This is a genomic window from Micromonospora lupini str. Lupac 08, assembly GCF_000297395.2.
GTDB lineage: Bacteria > Actinomycetota > Actinomycetes > Mycobacteriales > Micromonosporaceae > Micromonospora > Micromonospora lupini.
Genome location: NZ_HF570108.1, coordinates 2,973,670 through 2,991,091 on the forward strand (window position 1 = coordinate 2,973,670; position 17,422 = coordinate 2,991,091).

17 protein-coding genes are annotated in these 17,422 nt (G+C 72.5%); 3 read left to right on the forward strand and 14 right to left on the reverse strand.

Going from position 1 to position 17,422, the window contains the following annotated elements; translation table 11 throughout:
- Positions 1 to 322: 322 nt before the first annotated feature.
- The 10 genes from MILUP08_RS14705 to MILUP08_RS14755 form a co-directional block, all read right to left on the reverse strand.
- Positions 323 to 1,387: an LLM class flavin-dependent oxidoreductase gene (locus MILUP08_RS14705; protein ID WP_007458957.1), complete on the reverse strand. Its 1,065-nt coding sequence runs from the start codon at positions 1,385 to 1,387 to the stop codon at positions 323 to 325.
- A gap of 69 nt (positions 1,388 to 1,456) precedes the next feature.
- Entirely contained in the window at positions 1,457 to 2,692 is a 1,236-nt protein-coding gene (locus MILUP08_RS14710) for a vanadium-dependent haloperoxidase (RefSeq protein WP_007458960.1), read from the reverse strand.
- Positions 2,693 to 2,754: 62 nt separating this feature from the next.
- The gene (locus tag MILUP08_RS14715; protein WP_007458962.1) at positions 2,755 to 3,819 is read right to left on the reverse strand and encodes an aldo/keto reductase; all 1,065 of its coding nucleotides are present in this window, start codon (positions 3,817 to 3,819) and stop codon (positions 2,755 to 2,757) included.
- Between the two features lie 21 nt (positions 3,820 to 3,840).
- The gene (locus MILUP08_RS14720) at positions 3,841 to 5,172 is read right to left on the reverse strand and encodes an LLM class flavin-dependent oxidoreductase (RefSeq protein WP_237747073.1); all 1,332 of its coding nucleotides are present in this window, start codon (positions 5,170 to 5,172) and stop codon (positions 3,841 to 3,843) included.
- Between the two features lie 2 nt (positions 5,173 to 5,174).
- Positions 5,175 to 5,912, reverse strand: coding sequence for an ABC transporter ATP-binding protein (locus MILUP08_RS14725; RefSeq protein WP_007458967.1), 738 nt, complete (start codon positions 5,910 to 5,912; stop codon positions 5,175 to 5,177).
- Positions 5,888 to 6,724, reverse strand: a complete 837-nt coding sequence (locus tag MILUP08_RS14730) for an ABC transporter permease (protein ID WP_007458969.1) — start codon at positions 6,722 to 6,724, stop codon at positions 5,888 to 5,890. Before MILUP08_RS14730 ends, MILUP08_RS14725 begins: the two co-directional genes overlap by 25 nt.
- On the reverse strand, positions 6,721 to 7,785 hold the full coding sequence (locus MILUP08_RS14735) for an ABC transporter substrate-binding protein (protein ID WP_007458971.1): 1,065 nt from the start codon (positions 7,783 to 7,785) through the stop codon (positions 6,721 to 6,723). The genes MILUP08_RS14730 and MILUP08_RS14735 overlap by 4 nt, the downstream gene beginning before the upstream one ends.
- Entirely contained in the window at positions 7,786 to 8,298 is a 513-nt protein-coding gene (locus MILUP08_RS14740; RefSeq protein ID WP_007458973.1) for a flavin reductase family protein, read from the reverse strand.
- A 366-nt stretch (positions 8,299 to 8,664) separates the two neighbouring features.
- On the reverse strand, positions 8,665 to 9,324 hold the full coding sequence (locus MILUP08_RS14750; RefSeq protein ID WP_007458975.1) for a haloacid dehalogenase-like hydrolase: 660 nt from the start codon (positions 9,322 to 9,324) through the stop codon (positions 8,665 to 8,667).
- Between the two features lie 17 nt (positions 9,325 to 9,341).
- A complete protein-coding gene (locus MILUP08_RS14755; protein WP_007458977.1) occupies positions 9,342 to 10,202 on the reverse strand; it encodes an oxygenase MpaB family protein in 861 nt (286 codons plus the stop codon).
- Between the two features lie 79 nt (positions 10,203 to 10,281).
- On the opposite strand from MILUP08_RS14755, the gene MILUP08_RS14760 reads away from it, so the two are divergent.
- A complete protein-coding gene (locus MILUP08_RS14760; RefSeq protein WP_039908042.1) occupies positions 10,282 to 10,959 on the forward strand; it encodes a nucleoside/nucleotide kinase family protein in 678 nt (225 codons plus the stop codon).
- A gap of 189 nt (positions 10,960 to 11,148) precedes the next feature.
- On the opposite strand, the gene MILUP08_RS14765 is transcribed toward MILUP08_RS14760, so the two are convergent.
- From MILUP08_RS14765 to MILUP08_RS14775, 3 genes are all read right to left on the reverse strand, one after another.
- Positions 11,149 to 12,201, reverse strand: coding sequence for an SMP-30/gluconolactonase/LRE family protein (locus tag MILUP08_RS14765; protein WP_007458981.1), 1,053 nt, complete (start codon positions 12,199 to 12,201; stop codon positions 11,149 to 11,151).
- A gap of 99 nt (positions 12,202 to 12,300) precedes the next feature.
- Positions 12,301 to 13,815 (reverse strand): family 43 glycosylhydrolase, encoded by a 1,515-nt coding sequence (locus MILUP08_RS14770; RefSeq protein WP_007458983.1) that lies wholly within the window; start codon positions 13,813 to 13,815, stop codon positions 12,301 to 12,303.
- A gap of 229 nt (positions 13,816 to 14,044) precedes the next feature.
- Positions 14,045 to 14,560, reverse strand: a complete 516-nt coding sequence (locus tag MILUP08_RS14775; protein ID WP_051065725.1) for a GNAT family N-acetyltransferase — start codon at positions 14,558 to 14,560, stop codon at positions 14,045 to 14,047.
- 180 nt (positions 14,561 to 14,740) lie between these two features.
- Here MILUP08_RS14775 and MILUP08_RS14780 point away from each other — a divergent pair, with 180 nt between their 5' ends.
- On the forward strand, positions 14,741 to 15,454 hold the full coding sequence (locus MILUP08_RS14780; protein WP_007458988.1) for an alpha/beta fold hydrolase: 714 nt from the start codon (positions 14,741 to 14,743) through the stop codon (positions 15,452 to 15,454).
- Between the two features lie 43 nt (positions 15,455 to 15,497).
- Positions 15,498 to 15,956, forward strand: coding sequence for a GNAT family N-acetyltransferase (locus tag MILUP08_RS14785; protein ID WP_007458991.1), 459 nt, complete (start codon positions 15,498 to 15,500; stop codon positions 15,954 to 15,956).
- Here MILUP08_RS14785 and pdxR read toward each other — a convergent pair whose 3' ends face one another.
- Entirely contained in the window at positions 15,957 to 17,306 is a 1,350-nt protein-coding gene (gene pdxR / locus MILUP08_RS14790; RefSeq protein WP_237747074.1) for a MocR-like pyridoxine biosynthesis transcription factor PdxR, read from the reverse strand. It abuts the gene before it with no gap.
- Between the last annotated feature and the right edge of the window lie 116 nt (positions 17,307 to 17,422).

The following is a 17,422-nucleotide window of genomic DNA, read 5'->3' on the forward strand; positions in this document are numbered from 1 at the left end:
CGTCGGGGCGGGCGATCGGAACGGCGGGAAGGACGGTTGTGAGCAGGGGAGCGATCGGGTATGCCTCCGTCAGCGGACGGCGCCGCCGCCACCGGGTGCCCTCTTCACGGACCCGTGACACGGCCCCTGGCCGGCCCACGGTGGTCTTCGGCGACGACCGGGCGCGGTGGGGCCTCGTCCGGCGCCAGATTGCCGGTTCCCACGCGGGGTTGGCACCGACGTCCGACATGCGGGAAGTGTTCGACATCCGACAGGAGTCCAGTAGGCGGGCGGCGACGCTGATCCGGCCCTCCCGGGACCGTGTCCGCCGGCCTGGCCGGGCTCAGTCGCGCAGCAGCGGCAGCAGTTGGTCGCCCTGGCGTCTGATCTCCGGAAGGTAGGGGGTGTCGGAGAGCACGAAGTGGGTGACGCCCAACGCCTGGTACCTCCGCAGCGACCTCGCCACGTCCTCGGCGGAGCCGACCAGCCACGTGGTGCCCGCTCCGCCGCCGCCGTACCTGCCGGGAGCGGTGTAGAGGTTGTCGTCGAGCACGTCACCGCGGGCGGCGAGGTCGAGCAGCCGCTGCTGACCGACGGCGGCCCGCCAGGTCCGGCCCCGGGCGGCGGGACCGTTGCCCGCCGCCATCCGCGCCACCTTGGCCTCGGCGTCGGCCCACGCCTGGTCGGTGGTGTCCCGCACCACAGTGGTGATCCGCAGCCCGAACTCCAGCGGGGCGTGCTCGCGTCCCAGCTTCTCACCGAGCAGACGGAGGCGTTCGATCCGCTCGGCCACGCCGTCGAGCGGCTCGCCCCAGAAGAGCTGGACGTCGGCCTCGGTGGCGGCCACCTCCTCGGCGGCGGGGGAGGCGCCGCCGAAGTAGAGCCGGGGGTGCCGACGATCACCGTGGACGACCGGTCGCAGTGCCACGGTGGAACCGGTGACGCCGAAGTGCTCGCCCCGGTAGGTGACGTTCTCCTCGGTCCAGAGCCTGCGGACGAGGTGCAGGAACTCCCGGGTGCGGGCGTAGCGGTGGGCCTGGTCGCCCTCGCCGTCGCCGTACGCGGCCAGGTTGTCCTTGCCGGAGACGATGTTGATCAGGACGCGGCCGTCGCTGAGGTGATCGAGCGTCGCGGCGGCGGAGGCGAAGTTGGCGGGCCGCCAGTAGCCGGGCCGGATCGCGATAAGCGGCTGGAACGTCGTCGTCCGGGCGGCAAGCGCGGTGGCGACCGTGAAGGTGTCGGGGCGTCCCCAGCCGGTGCCGAGGAGCGCGCCGCTCCACCCGTGTTCCTCAAGGGCGCGGGCGTGGCTGGTGAGGGTCGGCAAGCTGTTGTGGTGCTCGACGACGTCGTCGCCACGATGGCCGGGCTCGACCTGATTCGGGATGTACCAGAGGAACTGAGGGCTCATCGACGACGGCCTTCCTGAGAAGAGGGAACCGGGCGGGGCGGCGACGTGCCGCCCCGCCGGTGAGCAGGGTCAGTCGAACAACCGGGCCGCGTTGCGCACGGCGTGCGCGGCGACGTCCCGGCCGAGCCGGACGCCGGCCTCGTCGGCCGTACGGGTGTGGATGCCGGACCACACGCGGGCGTCGACGTTCTCCCGGGTGGGCCGGTGCCAGTCGGTGTAGGTGCGGGTGACGCCGGGCTGGGTGGGGCTGGTGATGGCGTACGCCTCCCGCGCCCGCGCCCCGGCCAGGGCGGTGAGCACCGCTTCGGCGGCACCGGCGTAGGTGTTGTGCCCGCTGGGATAGTCCGGGTGCGCGGGGGTGTCGTGCAGCGGCGTCCAGCCGGGGTCGCCGTCGGCCCGGATCGCGGTGACCGGCCGCCAGCGCAGGTAGGCGTACTTGGTGTCGGAGGTCGCGATCTGGGTGTCGACGAGTGCGACGTGGAAGACGGCCACGAGGCTCGCCCGCCCGGCGGCCGATCGGGTCCACTGGGCGAGAGCCGCACGCAGGATGCCGGTGTAGAGAGTCAGCGAGGAGCCGAGCCAGAACGTCGCCGTGTCGGTCTGCTGGGGGGTGCGTACCGTGCTGCCGGCCGCGCCGTACGCCCGGACCTCGGCGAGGTCGGCACGGTAGCGCGCCGATCCCAACGCCGGCGGCGGCCCGAGCCGGTACCGGTCCGCGCGGTCGAGCAGGAACGGCGTGGCGAACCGGTTTCCGGCCTGCTGGGCGGCAGTGAAGCTCGGTGGGGTGGGCTGCCAGATCCCCGGTGCGGCCGGGGGAGCGGGGTACGGCGTGTTGACGGAGGCGGGGTCGAGCCCGTCGCCGGACCGCTCGGCGACCAGCGAGAGGGCTTCCCGTTGGCCGGCGGCGCGGCCGCGGTCCTTGGCGCGGCCGTCGGGGATCCGGTCGAGCGTGGTGCGCAGCGCCGCGTCGAGCGAAGGCGTGGCGTCCGGGATCAGCGCGCTCAGCGCGGTGTGCACGGCGGACGCCAGCGCGGCGTCCTGGTAGGCCGGCGAGGCGGGCGCGGTCCGGACCGCGCGGGCCGCGGCGAGCCAGCTGATCGCCCACGCGCGGTTGCTGGTCACCTGCGGTCGGGTTCCGGTGGCGACGGCGGTCGCGGTGACGTCGTACCACTCGAGGGTGGTGTCGATCGTGATCGCGGCGGTGGCGGCGGTGGCCGGCGCGGCGAGGGAGATGCCGACGGTAAGCGCGGCGGCGGCGATTCCGGCCGCGCCGCGGCGCCAGCCGCGACGGGTGAGCAGGGCCATGGTGAGGGTTTTCCTTTCGGAGGTTGGGTGCGGGGTCGGCATGGTTTGTGCCGGTCCGCGGCTCACGGGGTCACCCGGGCGGGCGGCGTCGACGGTCCGCCGCGACGGCGGTACGCCGGGTCGGTGAGCGCGGGCGGCTGGTAGCCGGCGTCGGCGGGGTTGAGCGTGGTGCCGGGCGCGACGATGGCGTCGATGCGGTCCAGCACGTCCGCGGACAGCGTCACCTTCGTGGCGCCGAGCTGGGATTCCAGGTGTGCCAGGGTGCGGGGCCCGATGATCGCCGAGGTGACCGCCGGGTGCTCCAGGACGAACGCGATGGCCAGGTGGATCAGGGACAGCCCGGCCTCGTCGGCGAGGGCGGACAGCTTCTCGACGGCGACCAGCTTGGCCGCGTTGGCCGGCAGTCGCGGATCGAACCGGGCCGGGAGCCGGTCGGCGCGGCGGGAGATCGGGGCGTCGAGCCCCGCGTGGTAGCGACCGGACAGCCAGCCGCCGGCCAGTGGGCTCCACGGGATCACCGCCAGGCCGTGGCGCTGGGCCACGGGCAGGACCTCACGTTCCACGCCGCGGGCCAGGATGGAGTACGGGGGTTGTTCGCTCACCACCCGCTCCCGACCGCGCCGCTGCGCGATCCACTGGCCCTCCACGATTGCCGACGGCTCGAACGTGGAGGTGCCGATGTAGCGGATCTTGCCTTGGCGTACGAGGTCGGTGAGGGCGCCAAGTGTCTCGTCGAAGTCGGTGCCCGGCTCCGGGCGGTGCGCCTGGTACAGGTCGATCCAGTCGGTACGCAGCCGGCGCAGGCTGTTGTCCACCGCGCGGACGACCCAGCGGCGGGAGTTGCCCCGGTGCTGCGGGTTGTCGCCGACCTGGCCGTGGAACTTGGTGGCGAGGAAGACGTCGTCGCGCCGCCCGCCGGCGAGCGCCTCGCCCACGATCTCCTCCGACTCGCCGTCGGAGTAGACGTCTGCGGTGTCGATCGAGGTGATGCCCTCGTCGAGTGCCCGGTGGATGATCCGGATGCTGTCCTCGTGGTCCGGGTTGCCCCGTTGACCGAAGTTCATCGCGCCGAGCGTGAGCGCGCTGATCCGTACGCCGGTGTGCCCGAAGGGCCGGTGGTCCACCATCGATCGTCCTCTCCAGGGAATTCAGCGGGCGGTCGCGGCGAGCTGCCGCGCGTACTGGTTCGCCGGGCGGGGCAGGCCGTAGTGGTCCCGCAGGGTCGTGCCGGTGTACTCGGTCCGGAACAGTCCCCGGCGTTGCAGGATGGGCACGACGTGGTCGACGAAGGCCTCCAGCCCGGCCGGGAGCACCGGCGGCATGATGTTGAAGCCGTCCGCCGCGCCAGCTCGGTACCACTCCTCGATGGCGTCGGCGACCTGCTCGGGGGTGCCGGCGAAGGTGCGGTGTCCGCGTCCGCCGCCGAGTCGGCCGATCAACTGGCGTACGGTCAGCCGTTCCCGCCGGGCCAGGCTGACGATCAGCGTGTACCGGCTCTTCGCGCCCTCGATCTCGTCCTCGCTGGGCAGGTCGGCGGGGAGTTCTTTGTCCAGGTCGAGGTCCTCCGGCGCGACCCGCAGGGTGGTGGCGAGCTGCTGCCGGGCGTACTCGGGTTTGATCAGCCGGTCCAGCTCGTCCTCCAGGGCGCGGGCCTCGGCCTCGGTGGCGCCGATCGCCGGCACGATGCCCGGCAGGATCTTGATGGTCTGCGGATCGCGGCCCGCCTGGGCGGCGCGCTGCTTGAGGTCGCGGTAGAAGGTCTGCGCCTCGGCGAGGGTCTGCTGGGCGGTGAAGACCGCCTCGGCGTACCGGGCGGCCAACTCCTTGCCGTCCTCGGACGACCCGGCCTGCACCAGCAGCGGGTAGCCCTGCGGTGAGCGGGGGACGTTGAGCGCGCCGGCCACCCGGAAGTGCCGCCCCACGTGCTCCGGCGGATAGAGCAGGTCGTCGTCGCCCCACCGCCCGGCCTCCTTGTCGCCGAGCGGGGCGCGGTCGTCCCAGCTGTCCCAGAGCTTGCGGGACACCTCGATGAACTCGGCGGCCCGCTCGTACCGGTCGCGGTGGGCGGGCAGCCGGTCCAGGTTGAAGTTGCGGGCCGCCTGCTCGCCGGCCGTGGTGACGATGTTCCAGCCGGCCCGGCCGCCGCTGACGTGGTCCAGCGACGCGAACCGGCGGGCCAGGTTGAACGGCTCGTTGTACGTCGTCGAGGCGGTCGCGATCAGCCCGATGTGGCTGGTCGCGCCGGCCAGGGCGGTGAGCAGCACTGTCGGTTCGAGGGTGCCGCCCGGCCGCCGGCCGATGCTGTTCCACAGCACCGGGCTGTCGGCGAGGAAGAGCGAGTCGAGTTTGCCGCGCTCGGCGATGCGGGCCAGGCGCGTGAAGTGCGCGACGTCGGTCTGCGCGAACGGGTCGCTCTGCGGCAGCCGCCAGGCCGCCTCGTGGTGGCCGACACCCATCAGGAACGCGTTGAGGTGCAGCATGGTCATCCTTCCGTCGGGTCGACGCCGAGCGCCCGCAACAGGGACTCCCGGTAGGCGAGGAACTGCGGCTGTCGGTGCGAGCGCGGCGTCGGCAGGTCGATGGCGAGGTCGATCGCGATGCGGCCGGCGTCGAGCAGCAGCACCCGGTCGGCGAGCGTGACGGCCTCGTCCACGTCGTGCGTGACGAGCAGCACCGCCGGCCGGTGCCGGGTGCACAGCTCCCGCAGCAGGCCGTGCATGCGCAGCCGGGTCAGCGCGTCAAGCGCGCCGAACGGTTCGTCGGCCAGCAGCAGCTGCGGCTCGGACACCAGGGCCCGGGCCAGCGCCACCCGCTGCTGCTCGCCGCCGGAGAGCTCGTTGGGCCAGGCCCGTTCCCGGCCGGCGAGCCCGACCTCGGCGAGGGCCGCGCGGCCGCGTCCGGGTGCGTCCGGCCCGCGCAGGCCGAGGACGACGTTGTCCAGGACCCGCTGCCACGGCAGCAGCCGGGCGTCCTGGAAGACGACCGAGGAGTTCTCCGGCACGTCGACGACGCCCGCTCCCCTCTGGTCGCCGTCGAGGCCGGCGAGCGCCCGCAGCAGGGTGCTCTTGCCCGAGCCGCTGCGCCCCAGCAGCGCCACGAACTCCCCGGCGTCGATCTGGACGTCGAGGTCGTCCAGCACGGTCCGGTCGCCGAAGCCGCGCGAGAGTCCCTGGACCCGTACCGGTCGAGCCTCGGTCAGTCCGCCAGCGTGCGTCGCCATGACAGCGTCCTCCTCTGCACGAGTCGGACGAGGCCGTCGGACAGCAGCCCGAGCAGCCCGTACAGGACGAGCCCGACGATGATCACGTCGGTCTGGCCGTACTGACGGGCCAGGTCCATCATGTAGCCGATGCCGCTCGTCGAGTTGATCTGCTCGACGACCACGAGGGCCAGCCAGGCGCCCACGACCGCGAACCGCATGCCGAGCAGGAAGCCGGGGAGCGCGCCGGGCAGCACGATGCGGCGCAGGAAGACGGCCCGCGACAGCCGCAGCGAGTCACCCAGTTCGACGTACCGGCTGTCGATGCTGCGCAGCCCGTTGTGCGTGTGGATGTAGACGGGCACCAGCACGCCAAGCGTGATGGTGGTGACCTTCATCTGCTCACCGATGCCGAGCCAGAGGATGAGCAGCGGGATCAGCGCGAGGGCCGGGATGGCCCGCTTGATCTGGATCGGGCCGTCGAGGATCGCCTCACCCCACCGGCTCAGCCCCGCGACCAGGGCCAGCAGCGTGCCGATCACGGTGCCGAACGCCAGGCCCAGGCCGGCCCGCTGGGCCGAGACGGCGAGGTTGTCCTGCAGTCGGCCGTCCGCGATGAGGTCGCCGGCCGTCGTCAGCACGGTCCAGGGGGCCGAGACGGTACGCGGATCGAGCCAACCGGTCGCCGAGCCGGCCGCCCACGCCGCCAGCAGCAGCAGCGGGCCGAGCGCCGCCCCGAAGGGAATGGGGCGACCCGGCGTGAGCCGACGCCTCGGCCTGCTCGCCCGCACGGGCGCGGTGGCGTGGGGGCGGGTGAGGAGGGAGGCGGTCATCGGGCGCCTCCCGCAGCGAGCGCGTCCGCGGCGACGGACTCGTAGCGCCTGTCGTACAGGTCCTCGGCCCGCAGTGGCTTGTTGCCAGTCTCCTTCGCCAGCAGGTCGATGGTCTCCTGGTGCCGGGCGACGGCATCGGTCCAGGTCGCCGGGATGTCGGCCACGCCCGCGTTCTCCACCAGCCACCTGCCGTCCTCGGCGGTGAGACCCTGGTCCTTGACGTAGTACCGCTCGATCCACTCGTCCGGGTTGGCCTCCCGCCACCGCCAGGCCCGCGCCCACGCCGCCACGTACTCCCGGATCGCGGCCGCCTTGGCCGGGTCGCCGAGCACGGTGACCGGCGCGTACAGGTGGCCGGGGTCGTCGCGCAGGCCGTGCGGGATCGTGGTGGCGCCGTCGCGGGCGTACTTCGCCGCGTAGCGCGGGATCTGCACACCACCGAGCGGTGCGACCTCGACCTGGCGGCTGGCGAGCGCCGTCGCGTACACGTCGCCGGTGCTCGGCAGCTCGACGAGCTTGACGTCCCGCTTGCTCAGCCCGGCCTGGTGCAGGACCCGCAGTACCAGCGCGCCCTGCGCCTGCCCCGGGCTGTACGCGATCTTCCTGCCGCGGACGTCGGCGAGCGTGGTGACGGGGACCCCGGGGGCGATGCCCAGCCGGTAGATGGCGTGGTTCAACGGATCCTGGCGGAACCGGGACGCGACGATCTTCGTGGGTATGCCGGTCCAGTGGGAGTGGATCGGGGGGATGTCCGCGACCGCTCCGACGTCCAGGGCCTTCGCCCGGAACGCCTCCAGGGTCTGCGGACCGCCGCTGATGTTGGCGAACTCCACCTGGAACGTGAACTTCTCCACCTCGCCGGAGAATTCAAGTGCCTTCTGGTGCTCCTTGTCGCCCACGACGAGCTTCGTGCCCTTCGGCACGGCCTCCGGCAGCGGCGCGCCGGCGGCCAGCGCGGCCGTCGGCGTCTCGTTGCCGGCGCAGGCGGTCAGGCCCAGCGCGACCGCGCCGAGGGTGGCCGACAGGAACACGCGGCGATCGACATGACGTGACGACTTCACTTACGACTCCTTCGTGGACGGTTGCAGGGCGGCGTACCGCCCCATGTGGTAGAGCAGCGGGGCGCCGTCGCCGTGGCCACTGGTCACCGGCTCGGCAAGCACGATCGCGTGGTCACCGGCGAGCACCCGCTCGGTCACCCGACACAGCAGCCAGGCGACCGGCTCGTCCAGCAGTGGCACTCCGTACGGGCCGGGCCGCCAGCCGGGGTGCGCGGCGAAGCGGTCGATGCCGCTGGTGGCGAACGTCCGCGCGACCTCCCGCTGGTCGGCGCCGAGCAGGTGCACCGCGACGTGCTCCGCCCCCGCGACGGTCGGCCAACTCGACGACGACCGGGCCAGACAGAACGACACCAGTGGCGGGCGCAGGGACACCGACGTGAACGAGGTGGCGGTGAACCCGACCGGCGGGTCCCCGGCGGCGGTGATCACCGTGACGGATGCGGCCTGCCGGCGCAGCAGGGCACGGAAGGTGTCCGGGTCGATGGGGGCGACCGGTTCGGCGATGACGGTCATGACGGTCCTCCTGGGCGGGAACGACCAGGGCGCGCGCCGTCCCCGGGGCAGGCGGGGACACGGCGCGGCGTCGAGCGGCCGTTGATGGGGTCGCGGACACGCTGCCGCTCGTCGTCGAGACGACGGCGTGGCGACAGGGAGAAGTCAGGAACGCGTGGTCAGCGGCAGCAGCCGCGCGCGGTGGTCCAGCCACGGCAACATCCCCGGGACACCGCGACCGCGGTGCCGTCGAGGGGATTCAGCTGGCTGATCATGGCTCCTACGCTAACCAACTATTCCTACTGGGTAAATAGGATTTCAGACCCTGGGACGAACTGCGGGGGATCCGAGGCTGTCGATGACGCGTGGCCCGGGCGACGCCAGCGGTCAGCCGGCCGTCCAGGTGACGGTGCGCAGCCGGTCGCCGAGCAGTCGCCGCGCCCGGGCGACCTGCCGCGCGTTCGCGTTGACAAGCACGGCCCGCTCCGCGCCGCCGAGGAGGGGCAGATCCGACAGCGAGTCGCTGTAGGCGACCCGCCACGGCGGCGTGACCCCCCCGGCAGTGAGCTGCGTCATCTTGGTCGCCCCGTGGTTGTGCACGATCAGCCTCGGGCCGTGGATGTGTGAGGCCACGAGCTCGACCTCGGCGAGGCCGATCCCGTCGAGCAGCGCGCGCGCCAGGGTGTGCTCGCAGGCGGTGACCACGATGACCCGGTCACCCGCCGCGACGTGGGCACGGATCATGTCGACACCGGGCCCGATGATGCGCCCGGGCTCCGCGCCGAGGTCCGCGCCGAAACGCTCCAGCGCCGTCCGCAGTTGGCTCGCGCTTCGGCCCACCAGGCCGATCCGGCTCATCCACCGCGCCGCCCATGGGCGGGACGCGGGAACAGCGACGGCCGGCGCGAGGAGGAGGAGCAGGACGACGGCGAGCGGCAGTCGAGCGCCGGCGAAGCCGACGCGTCGCATGAAGAGCCCGAACGCGTCCCCGCGCAGGAGTACGCCGTCGAGATCGAAGACGACGGTGTCGCCGGAGGGCGCCCTCATCGGTCCACAGTCGCCCGCTACTCGGGGGCGCGGTCGTGGTGCGGACCGAGTTGGCTGATCTCGTACCCGTCGGGGTAGCTCCTGGCTCTGATGCCCTCGGCGAACAGCGGGATCGTCCGTGGCGATCCGCACCACCGTTGCAGCCGCGCGCGCGTCTTCAGAGCGGCGTGCAGGCCGGCCCGGATCGGCCACGGCGGCGTGTCGACCCGCGTCGCGCGTCGCAGTGGCTCGTCGTACATGGCGCTGACCAGCGCGTTTCCCAGCGGTGCGAGCAGCCGGGGGAGCCGGGTGAGCAGCAACATGCGGGTGGCCCGCTCGATGGCGGCCGCGTCGTCGTTGGGCTGCAGGTGCGCCGCGTCGTGCGCGTCGAACCAGGTCTCGAACTCGGCGTACGACCCGGGGATGTCCGTGATGCCCATCCGCCGGCCCAGCTCCCGGTAGAACAGGTACGTCGCCTGCCGCTCGTGGCAGCAGGGCGGGCGCCAGCCGTACTCCTGCAACCACCGGGTCGGGATCACCACCAGGCAGCCGAGGACGTAGCGGAAGTCGTCGTTGCCGATGTCGTACGGGCGGTGGATCTGGTTGACGCGCCGCAGCGCGTCGCGGCCGCGAGGTTGGTCGAAGCCGTTGAGCACCATCTCGTACATCAGCAGGCCGGTGTCGTCGATCCGCTTCTGGGTGCGGTCGGTCAGCTCGCCGGTGGCGGTGTGCACGGCGGCGATGGCGGGGACGGAGAAGGACCGGTTGAAGGCGAGGTTGAGGCCGAGCTTCATGTCCCACGGGAACTCGCGACGCAGCATGGTCTGGTAGATGTCCAGGTAGTCGCGCCGCGGGTCCAGCGTTCGGGTCTGCTTCAGGTTGTCGTAACGGCCTCTCATCGGCGGGCGTCTCCAGACCTCGGCACGGAACGTGAGTGTAAACTCACTCCGGTTCGGAGCGCGGATGAGCGAGGTGGGCATGGCGCACGGCACCCGGGGCGAAATGCTCGGCCGCCTGGCCGCTGCGGTCGGGTCCGTCGCCGTCGCGCACCCGACGCGGGTCGCCGTCGACGGCCCGCCCGCCGCCGGCAAGACCACCCTCGCCGACGAGCTGGCCGACATCCTGCGCGACCAGGGCCGCTACGTCATCCGCGCGACTATCGACGATTTCCTCTTCCCCCGGGCGCGGCGCTATCCGCGCGGCGAGTATTCGGCCGAAGGCTGCTACTACGACACCCACGACCACGCGGCGCTGAACCGGGTTCTGCTGGATCCGCTCGGGCCGGGCGGAGACCGAGGTTTCCAACCCGCGGTCTACGACCACGCCGCGGACACCGTGCTGTCCCCGCCGGTCACGACCGCCCCGGCCGGCGCGGTGCTGCTCCTCGACGGCGTCTTCCTGATGCGCCCGGAACTGATCGATCGGTGGGACCTGCGCGTCTACGTGTCGACCGCGTTCGAGGCGACAGTGGATCGTGCCGTGCTCCGGGAGCGTCAGGTGTCGTCCCGGGCCGACGTCGAACGGCGCTGGCGCGAGCGTTACATTCCCGCGCAGCAGCTCTACAACGCGACGGTCCGCCCGACGGAGCACGCCGACATCGTCGTGCACAACGACGACCCTCGGCGGCCGCTCTGGGAGACAGGTCCGGCCCGGTGACGTGAGACGTCGGTGACGTGAGCCGTCCGCCGCGTGGAATTGCTGGGGGAGCCGTCCGCTGTGGCTACCCGCCGTGTCGATGTGCCGGTGAGCGGTATACCGCAGAGGTATGACTATGACTCTGCGGTATACCGCTCACGACCACATCCGCCCCCCACGGAGGTGACCGCCGGCCGCGCTCACCGCCGATCAGTACGGGTAGCCCGGGACGTTGAGCCGCACGCTGTAGAGGCCGGAGTCGCCCCAGGGACCCGAGGTGACGTAGAGGGTCTGCCGGTCGGGCCCGCCGAAGGCCACGTTCGTGGTCCCGGAGAAGCCGGGCCGGATCGTGCCGAGCTGGGCGCCCGTGGGGGAGTAGACGTGGACCAACGAGTCCCCGCCCGCGGCCCAGTACACGTTGCCGGCGCAGTCGATCGTGACGCCGTCCGGACCGCCGATGTAGTTGACGAACACGCTGCGCGCGCCGATGCTGCCGTCGGGCCGGACGACGTACTTGTAGATCTTGTTCTCGGAGTAGGCGCCCACGTAGAGCGTGGCGCCGTCCGGCGCGAGGGCGATGCCGTTGGGCTGGCGCAACTGGTCGTCCACGAGCGACACCTGGCCGTTGGAGACGCGGAAGACGCTGGTGCGACCGTTCATCTGGTCCGGGCGGTTGCCGCGCTGGAAGTTGGGGTCGGTGAAGTAGGTGACGCCGTCCGACCGGACCGCGACGTCGTTGGGCGAGTTGAACGCCCGGCCCTGGTAGTTCGCCGCGACGGTGCTGCGGCTGCGGTCGCTCAACCGGTACGCGGACACGTTCCGCTGGTCGTGGGTGGCCGCGATGATCTGCTGGCCGTCGGCGCTGAGCGCCAGACCGTTGCTGCCGGCGTTGGAGATGAACGTGTCGAAGGTCGACGGCGGGGTGAACCGGCGGATCGTGGACGGCTGGACGTTGTACGGTCCGGTGCCGGGGGCCATGTCGGAGAAGAGCAGGTAGCCGCCGTTGGCGACCCAGACCGGCCCTTCGAGGAAGTTGAAGCCACTCCGGATCTTCGTCGCCGTCAGGGAGCTGGACGGCAGCGGCGAGCCGTAGACGGCGCCCGTCGGGCACGCTCCGGGAGGCGCGCCGGGTGGGCCGGCGAGCGCGGCGGCGGCCGTGGTGTGAGCGCTCACAGGACCGGCGGCGGCACCGGCGGGCAGCGGGGCGGCGGCGGTCGCGAGACACAGACCGGCCAGTACGGCAATCGTGGGTCGCCAGGTCATCGGGTGCTCCAATCGGCGTCGGCGGGTCGCGATGACCGGCGGCCGACGGTGTCGGGGTAGGGGGCGGACCGGCAGCGTGGCCGGTCCGCCGATGGGCGGCTATTCCAGGTGGAAGGTGGCGGAGGCGCGCTCGGCGCTCGTGGAGACCGCCTCCAGGTAGAGCAGGCCGTCGCGGTGGCGCACGTAGCGGCCCGGATAGTTCTGGGACTCCAGGGAGAGCCCGGCGCTGTCGGCCAGGCCCGCTCGGCGCTGGAAGCTCGCGTCGCTGGAGAAGACGGATGAGCCGTCGTTGCGCGCGATGGACAGGGCGAAGCCGTAGTGCCGCAGGTAGTAGCCAGGGAAATTCGTCGACTCCAGCGACACCGTTCCTCCGCCGGCGAGGCCGCCGACGATGCGGAACTGGGAGTCGGCGAGGTTGGCGACGTTCGGCTCGACCCGGGCCCGGTAGTCGTAGTGCCGGATGTAGCTGGTGGTCAGGTCGTGCGACCGCAGCCGGACCGGGGTGGTGCCGTCGGGCACCGGGATGCCGAAGTTGGGGCTGCCGTCGGCGTTCCAGTACAGCTTCTGCAGCCGGGTGCGCCGGTTGGGATCGTTGAGCGGATCACCGCTGATGTCGCGGTAGTTGCGGTCGTGGTAGACCAGGATGTCGCTCTGCCCGTCCTCGGAGACGGTGAACGAGTTGTGGCCGGGGCCGTACTGGCCGGTGGCCGCGTTGGTGGTGAACACCGGGTTCGGGCTCTTGCTCCAGGCGGCGGCGTCGAGCAGGTTCGCGCTGGCCGAGGCGCTCAGCATCCCGAGGCAGTAGTTGGCGTCCGTGGCGCTTGCGGAGTAGGTCAGGAAGAGGCGGCCGTTGCGCTGGATCACGGCGGGCCCCTCGGCGACCCGGTAGCCGCGGGTCTCCCAGTCGTACGTCGGCACGACGAGCCGGGTCACGGTGCCGGTGATCTGCCACGGGTTGGCGCCCATCCGGGCGAGGTAGACGTTCGAGTTGGTGGAGATGCCCGGCTCCTGCTGCGCCCAGGTCAGGTAGCGCACGCCGTTGGCCACGAAGGTCGAGGCGTCCAGGCTGAAGGTGTCCCAGGGTGTCGTGATCCGGCCGCGCTCGGTCCACGAACCGCTCAGCGGGTTCGCGTTGGCGTTCTCCAGCACGTACATCCGGATGCGCCACACGTCGTCGGTCCGGCCGGCGGCGAAGTAGACGTACCACCTGTTGTTTATGAAGTGGATCTCCGGCGCCCAGATGTGGGCGCCCATCTCTCCGCTGGTGTGCCGGGTCCAGATCGTCGTCTCCGCCGCCGTCGCCAACCCCTGCAGGGTCGTCGCGCGCCGCAGCACGATCCGGTCGTACTGCGGCACGGTCGCGGTCAGGTAGTAGTAGCCGTCGGTGTGCCGGAAGATGTGCGGGTCGGCCCGCTGGTTGACAAGCGGATTGGTGTAGTTCACGGCGGGCGCGGCGTGCGCCGGCCCGGCCATCGGCAGGCCGACCGACACAGCGAGCACCACCAGCACGGCGGTCAGAATCGCTCGTGGGCGTCGGGCGCGACCGCGACCGGTACGCCCCGGGCCGGTGACTCGGCGGGCGGCGGCATCGGTGCGGTGCAGTGGCAGCAGCATCCGTCCTCCGTGACGTCTGTGCGCGAGAGCCGACCGGCCGCGAAGGCGGCGATCGACCCGCGGCACCCGCTGGGAAGGAGCGCCCGCGGGTCGGGAACATGACGAGGGCGTTGCGCCCACGTAACGGCCCTAAGTGTTGGCGCTAACATTGACGAGTGTCAAGATGTTCCGGAACGCACCGGGTGCCCGGTCCGGCGGATGCGTCGACAGCCGAGGAGGAGGCCCGGGGCTACCGCGCCCGAGCCGGTCGCGCCGGCGTGTCGAGGAGGACCTCGTACCGGTGGAGGTCGCCGTCGACGCCGACGCGGCGGAACCCGGCGCGTTCGAGCGTCCGTTGGGAGGCGACGTTGTCCGCGGTGGTGTCGGCGGCGACGCGGGACAGCCCGTGACCGGCCGCGACGTCCAGCAGGGCCGTCAGTGCCTCCGCCGCGTAGCCGTGACCACGCGCGGATGGGGAGAGGCCGTAGCCGACCTCGACGCGTCCGTCGTCCGGCTGGCCCTTGAAGCCGATGCCGCCGACGGCCAACCCGTCGGCGGCCCGGGTGATCCGGTAGTGCCCGAAGGGGCGCTGGTCGCCGTGCGCGGCCGTGGCGCCGAGGAAGGCCCGGACCCCGTGGACGTCGCCGTCGAACGGAAAGTCCTCGGCCCAGGTGTCGCCGGCTTCGGGGCGCCGGCCGACGATGCGTTCGCCCTCCGCCGCGTCGATGGGGTGCAGGCGCAGTCGCGGCGTTCGCAGTTCGGTCACGGGCAACAGGGAAGCAGCCCTCCGCGCCGGGCACAAGCCGATTACGGCCGCGGAGCAGCCGGTCGGCGCCGCGGGGGAACCTGCGGCTGAACCTGACGTTTCGCGGTCGAGGAACGGGTAATCAGGCGTGCCGGCGCGGCCGGCGGATGAACACTGTCACGGAACAAGGGAGTGCGTGCCATGCCCGATCCGGAGCCCACCATCGTCCTCGTGCACGGCGCGTTCGCCGACTCGTCGAGTTGGAACGGCGTGATCGAGCGGCTGGGCGCCGCGTACAACGTGGTGGCCGCCGCCAACCCGCTGCGCAGCGTCGCCGGCGACGCCGCGTACGTGCGGGACGTGGCGCGCGGGACCGGCGGCCCGGTCGTTCTCGTCGGGCACTCCTACGGCGGCATGGTCATCACGCAGGCCGCGGCGGGCGAGACCTCGGTGCGGGCCCTCGTGTACGTCAACGCCTTCGCACCGGACACCGGCGAGTCGGGGTTGTCGCTGTCCGGGAAGTTCCCCGGCAGCACGCTGGCCGACACCCTGGTGCAGTATCCGCTGTCCACCGGTGGCAACGAGATGGCGATCGGCCAGGACGCCTATCACGCGCAGTTCGCCGCGGACTCGTCGGACGACGTCGCCGCCCTGATGGCCCGGACCCAGCGGCCGATCACCGAGCAGGCCCTGAGCGACGGGCTGACCGGCGACCCCGCCTGGCGGTCCCTGCCGAGCTGGTTCGTCTTCGGCGACGCCGACAAGAACATCCCGGCCGCCGCGCACCGGTTCATGGCCGAGCGGGCCGCCCCGCGCGGCCAGCGCGAGGTCGTCGGCGGTTCGCACGCGATGGCGGTGGCCCGGCCGGGCGAGGTCGCCGAGTCGATCATCGAGGCGGTCCGCGCCACCAGTTGACGCGACGCCAGGGTTAAGGCAGGCCCGGCGTAGCCTGGCGATCATGGGGGACTGGGCGGTTCGGCAGGCGTCGGTCGCGGACGTCGAGGCCGTGGCCGAGTTGCGGGCCGTGGTGCTGCGGGCGGATCTGGAACGGCTCGGGCGCTACGACGAGCAGCGGGTGCGCCAACGGCTGCGGGACGGCTTCGCGCCCGCGCACACCTGGATGATCGAGGTGGGCGGCGCATTCGCCGGCTGCGTGTCGCTGCGGCCGGCCGACGACGCGCACTGGCTGGAGCACTTCTACCTGGCTCCCCACCTCCAGGGTGGCGGCATCGGTGCGGCAGTGCTGCGCGAGTTGCTCGATCGGTGCGACCGCGACGGCATCCGGGTCCGGTTGAACGTGCTGCGGGGCAGCCCGGCGCGGCGGCTGTACGAGCGGCACGGATTCACCGTCGAGTCCGAGGATCCGGTGGACGTGTACATGGTGCGCGAGCCGACCCGGGCCGGGCGCGACGACTGATCAACCGCCGCGGCCGGTCGTCTCCCGGTACGCCGCCGCGATTCCGGCCAGGCCGCGCCCCAGCTCGGGGCCGCGTACCCCGGCGTAGCCGAGGACCAGCGCCGGCGGCCGGTCGTCCGCGCGCAGGGCGTAGAAACGGCCACCGCGGATCAGCACCGACCGACGGCGGGCCGCCTGCACCATCGCCTCCTCGGCGCACCGCGCCGGCAGCACCAGGTACGCCTGGAGCCCGCCGTTTCGACCGAGGACCGTGACGTCGGGCAGGTGGCGGGTGACGAACTGCTGGACCGCCTGGCGGCGTTTCTGGACGTCGGCGCCGAGTCGGCGCAGATGCCTGTCGAAGGCGCCGGTGTCGATCAGGCGGGCGAAGGCGAGTTGCTCCAGGCCGGAGCAGCCGATGTCCCAGCCGGCGCGGACCCGCTCGACGCGTGCGGTCAGGCCGGGCGGGATGGCCAGCCAGCCGAGGCGGAGCGCCGGGGCGAGGACCTTGCTGGCGCTGCCGGCGTAGATCACCCGGTCCGGTGCGAGGCTCTGCAGTGCCGGCATCCGCTGCGCCGGGGCGACCAGGGCGGCGTCGAAGTCGTCCTCGATGACGTAGCCGTCCACCTCCTCGGCCCAGGCGACCAGGTGCGCCCGGCGTTGCGCGCTGAGCGTGGCACCGGTCGGGAACTGGCTGGCCGGGGTGACGAGCGCGGCACGGACCCCGCTCGCGGCCAACGCGTCGACCCGGATGCCCTCGCCGTCCACCGGGATGCCCACCGGACGCAGGCCGGCCTCGGCGATGAACTCCCACTCGCCCGGGTGCCCCGGGTCCTCCACCCCCAGGGTGTCGTGGCCCCGGTCGCGCAGCTCGCGGCAGAGCAGCGCGAGGCCCTGCGCGAACCCTGACGTGATCATGAGGTGTTCGGGTCGGGTGCGTACGCCCCGCACCCGGCCGAGGTAGCCGGCGAGGGTGTGCCGCACGACCGGCAGGCCGGACGGTGGGGCGTACCCCAGCTCGCGGCGGCCGGCCGAGGTGACCACCGCGCTGACCGCCCGGATCCAGTCCTGGCGGGGGAAGGTGGAGTCGTGCAGGCCGCCGGTGCGCAGGTCGCACAGCGCCGCGGCGGGGGCGCGGTCGTCCGGCGTGAGCGCCGAGCCGAGGTCGGTGCGTGCCGCCGTCGCCACGGAGGTGCCGGAGCCGTGCTGGGAGACCAGGTACCCCTCGGCGCAGAGCTGTTCGTACGCCTCGACGACCACACTGCGGGACACCCCGAGGTCGGCGGCGAGCTGTCGGCTCGACGGCACGCGGGTGCCGGGACGCAGCGCGCCCTCCTCGATCTGCGTACGGAATGCGTTACGGAGCTGCACCGCGAGCGTTTCCCGTGATTGGGCGTCTATTGACAGGCTTAGATTCAGGGACAAGTGGTCCGCTCCGAGATCGTCGAAGTGGTATGGACAGTGTGATCCGTGCCTGTGGAAAGTGT

What these genes read in the sequence shown, in the direction of transcription:
- MILUP08_RS14705 (WP_007458957.1), bottom strand. Translation starts at nt 1,387, where the DNA reads ATGAGCCCTCAGTTCCTCTGGTACATCCCGAATCAGGTCGAGCCCGGC.
- MILUP08_RS14710 (WP_007458960.1), bottom strand. Translation starts at nt 2,692, where the DNA reads ATGGCCCTGCTCACCCGTCGCGGCTGGCGCCGCGGCGCGGCCGGAATC.
- MILUP08_RS14715 (WP_007458962.1), bottom strand. Translation starts at nt 3,819, where the DNA reads ATGGTGGACCACCGGCCCTTCGGGCACACCGGCGTACGGATCAGCGCG.
- MILUP08_RS14720 (WP_237747073.1), bottom strand. Translation starts at nt 5,172, where the DNA reads ATGCTGCACCTCAACGCGTTCCTGATGGGTGTCGGCCACCACGAGGCG.
- MILUP08_RS14725 (WP_007458967.1), bottom strand. Translation starts at nt 5,912, where the DNA reads ATGGCGACGCACGCTGGCGGACTGACCGAGGCTCGACCGGTACGGGTC.
- MILUP08_RS14730 (WP_007458969.1), bottom strand. Translation starts at nt 6,724, where the DNA reads ATGACCGCCTCCCTCCTCACCCGCCCCCACGCCACCGCGCCCGTGCGG.
- MILUP08_RS14740 (WP_007458973.1), bottom strand. Translation starts at nt 8,298, where the DNA reads ATGACCGTCATCGCCGAACCGGTCGCCCCCATCGACCCGGACACCTTC.
- MILUP08_RS14750 (WP_007458975.1), bottom strand. Translation starts at nt 9,324, where the DNA reads ATGAGGGCGCCCTCCGGCGACACCGTCGTCTTCGATCTCGACGGCGTA.
- MILUP08_RS14755 (WP_007458977.1), bottom strand. Translation starts at nt 10,202, where the DNA reads ATGAGAGGCCGTTACGACAACCTGAAGCAGACCCGAACGCTGGACCCG.
- MILUP08_RS14760 (WP_039908042.1), top strand. Translation starts at nt 10,282, where the DNA reads ATGGCGCACGGCACCCGGGGCGAAATGCTCGGCCGCCTGGCCGCTGCG.
- MILUP08_RS14765 (WP_007458981.1), bottom strand. Translation starts at nt 12,201, where the DNA reads ATGACCTGGCGACCCACGATTGCCGTACTGGCCGGTCTGTGTCTCGCG.
- MILUP08_RS14770 (WP_007458983.1), bottom strand. Translation starts at nt 13,815, where the DNA reads ATGCTGCTGCCACTGCACCGCACCGATGCCGCCGCCCGCCGAGTCACC.
- MILUP08_RS14780 (WP_007458988.1), top strand. Translation starts at nt 14,741, where the DNA reads ATGCCCGATCCGGAGCCCACCATCGTCCTCGTGCACGGCGCGTTCGCC.
- MILUP08_RS14785 (WP_007458991.1), top strand. Translation starts at nt 15,498, where the DNA reads ATGGGGGACTGGGCGGTTCGGCAGGCGTCGGTCGCGGACGTCGAGGCC.